The following is a 229-nucleotide window of genomic DNA, read 5'->3' as shown; positions in this document are numbered from 1 at the left end:
CGCGGTCCCCCTGGCCCCATGGGGCCCCCTGGATTGGCTGGTCCCCCTGGTGAATCTGGACGTGAGGGATCCCCTGGTGCTGAAGGCTCCCCTGGAAGGGATGGTGCTCCCGGGGCCAAGGGTGACCGTGGTGAGACTGGCCCCGCTGGCCCCCCTGATGCCCCTGGTGCTCCCGGTGCTCCCGGCCCTGTTGGTCCCGCTGACAAGAATAGCGATCTTGATGAGACTG

General features: G+C 68.1%; 1 pseudogene. It reads left to right on the top strand.

What is annotated here, in order from left to right:
• Positions 1-33: 33 nt before the first annotated feature.
• Positions 34-229, top strand: a pseudogene (locus tag H2O73_RS21595) (collagen-like protein); the annotation flags it as partial.

The organism is Vibrio marinisediminis (assembly GCF_014050145.1).
GTDB lineage: Bacteria > Pseudomonadota > Gammaproteobacteria > Enterobacterales > Vibrionaceae > Vibrio > Vibrio marinisediminis.
This window is presented reverse-complemented; position numbering and strand designations above follow the sequence as displayed.